The sequence below is a fragment of the Niallia sp. HCP3S3_B10 genome (genome assembly GCF_052064465.1).
In the GTDB taxonomy this organism is placed as follows: Bacteria; Bacillota; Bacilli; order Bacillales; family Cytobacillaceae; genus Niallia; species Niallia hominis.
This window is the reverse complement of record NZ_JBQHVO010000124.1, coordinates 1-2291: the sequence shown is the minus strand read 5'-3', so window position 1 is coordinate 2291 and position 2291 is coordinate 1. Positions and strand designations below refer to the sequence as shown.

Sequence of the window (2291 nt, the reverse complement as noted above, 5' to 3'; positions counted from 1 at the left end):
TATTCATCAATTCTGGTATTGGAAGAAGAAGCTTAAAACAACCGAAGACACGTCAAATACCCCTTCACAATGGATTACATTAGAAATGGATGAAACAATGACAGACTCTCAATCTAACATAGTTGTTCATGTTGGTCACGTAGCGTTAGAGGTCAAACAAGGCTTTGATCCCCAGCTGCTTGTAGATGTGGTAAGGACACTTCAATCCATATGCTAAATGCATCAACGATTGAGAGTGTCTACCTCGCTCGAGGTAGCACGGACATGAGAAAATCCATTGATGGATTAGCTATCATCGTTCAGATGGAATTCAATCTAGATCCCTTTTCATCGAGTCTTTTTGTTTTTTGTAACAAGAAACGCGATAAACTCAAGATTCTTCATTGGGATACCAACGGATTTTGGTTGTACTACCGAAGACTCGAACGTGGAACATTTCACTGGCCATCTGATCATGGGAGCTTAGGTCCGTATAAAATCTCACGTCGCCAATTGAATTGGTTGTTAGATGGTTTATCATTAGAACAGACAAAAGCACATCCCGTCGTTTCTGCAAAAACTGTCGTTTAAACATGAAATTATGAGAGTAATCGGTTGGATCTTATAGTATAATGAAATCATGAAAAAGACAAAGAAAACAGCAAACACAACTCCTACAATTGAAGAACTTCTCGAGCGCGTTCAACTCTTGGAACAGAAAAACGCAGACTTAGAGGCGAAGCTAGAAAAGGAAAAAAGTGAATCTGAAGCCAAGATTAGTTGGTTACAAGAACAGCTTCGCCTTCATCAGTCTAAACGTTTTGGTGTATCTAGCGAAAAGGGCATTCCAGGTCAACTGGAACTAACTCTTTTTAATGAAGTTGAACAAGAAGCGGACCTCGCATCACCCGAACCTACCGTAGAAACCATCACCTACCGCCGTAAGAAGAAACGCGGCCAACGTCAGTTGATGTTAGAAAATCTGCCTGTGGAAACGATCGATTATCGTTTATCCGATGAAGAGCAGGTCTGTTCGTGTTGCGGTGGAAACCTGCATGAAATGAGTACAGAAGTCCGTCAGGAATTAAAATATATCCCAGCTGAAGTAAAAGTGGTGAAGCATGTGCGCCATGTTTATTCATGCCGCCATTGTGAACAGGAGGCCATTGAAACGCCGATCCAAACCGCGCCCATGCCGAAGCCAGTCATTGCGGGAAGTCTCGCATCTCCATCTATGTTGGCACATATCATGAGCCAAAAGTATGTAGAGGGACTTCCTATATATAGACAGGAAAAACATCTACATCGTTTGGGTATAACATTATCTCGTCAAACGATGGCTAATTGGATGATGTACGGAGCAGATCGTTGGTTAAGCAAGCTATATAGTCGGATGCATCAGCTCCTAGTTAAGCTTGACATTGTTTGTGCGGATGAGACAACTCTTCAAGTGCTTCAAGAGCCAGGTAGATCCGCTTCATCTAAATCCTATTTGTGGCTATACCGTACAGGTGTCGAGGGATCTCCCATCATACTATATGATTATCAAGAAACCAGAGCTGGAGAAAATCCAATGAACTTCTTAAAGGAATTCAAAGGCTTTCTTCAAGTCGACGGTTATGCCGGATATCATAAAGTAGAAAACGTAACACTTGTTGGTTGTTGGGCTCATGCCAGACGTGGTTTTACCGATGTCTTAAAAGCACTGCCTACAAATAGTATAAAACCAGTCGCTGCGACCGAAGGTCTCCAATTCTGTAATCAACTTTTCACGATTGAGCGAAAGTTAAAGGAATTAGAGCCGGAAGAACGGTATAAACAACGTCTAGAGCAAAGTAAACCAATACTAGACTCTTTTTTGTCATGGCTAAAAGTACAAGAACAACATGTGTTGCCTAAAAGTGGTCTCGGCAAAGCTATTACATACTGTCTAAACCAGTGGGATAAGTTAGTGGCATTTCTAGAGGATGGTCGATTAGAAATCGATAACAATAGAAGCGAAAGGGCTATTAAGCCAGTAGTGCTTGGAAGGAAGGCTTGGCTGTTTAGTAACACACCAAATGGTGCGAGAGCCAGTGCCATCATATACAGTATCGTGGAGACAGCGATCGCAAACGGATTGAATCCATATTACTATCTTCGCTATCTATTTGAGCAGCTTCCCAACTTGGATCTGACAGATCATGATAACCTTGACCAACTACTTCCTTGGTCAACGACACTACCAGTGTCTTGTATTTCATTTAAAAAACTTAACTAAATAATAACCCAGGCCCCATCTAAAACATAGGTGGGGTCTATTTGACGCTTAC

The 2291-nt window shown here is 41.7% G+C and carries 3 protein-coding genes; all 3 read left to right on the top strand.

Annotated features, from left to right (window positions below; translation table 11 throughout):
- The coding region (gene tnpA, locus ACTNDN_RS24645) for an IS66 family insertion sequence element accessory protein TnpA (RefSeq protein WP_441132559.1) at window positions 1-217 on the top strand (217 nt) is incomplete at its 5' end.
- A complete protein-coding gene (gene tnpB / locus ACTNDN_RS24640) occupies window positions 211-570 on the top strand; it encodes an IS66 family insertion sequence element accessory protein TnpB (RefSeq protein ID WP_031540354.1) in 360 nt (119 codons plus the stop codon). The genes tnpA and tnpB, both read left to right, overlap by 7 nt.
- 49 nt (window positions 571-619) lie before the next feature.
- Window positions 620-2239: an IS66 family transposase gene (tnpC, locus tag ACTNDN_RS24635; RefSeq protein WP_048717388.1), complete on the top strand. Its 1620-nt coding sequence runs from the start codon at window positions 620-622 to the stop codon at window positions 2237-2239.
- Window positions 2240-2291: the final 52 nt, after the last annotated feature.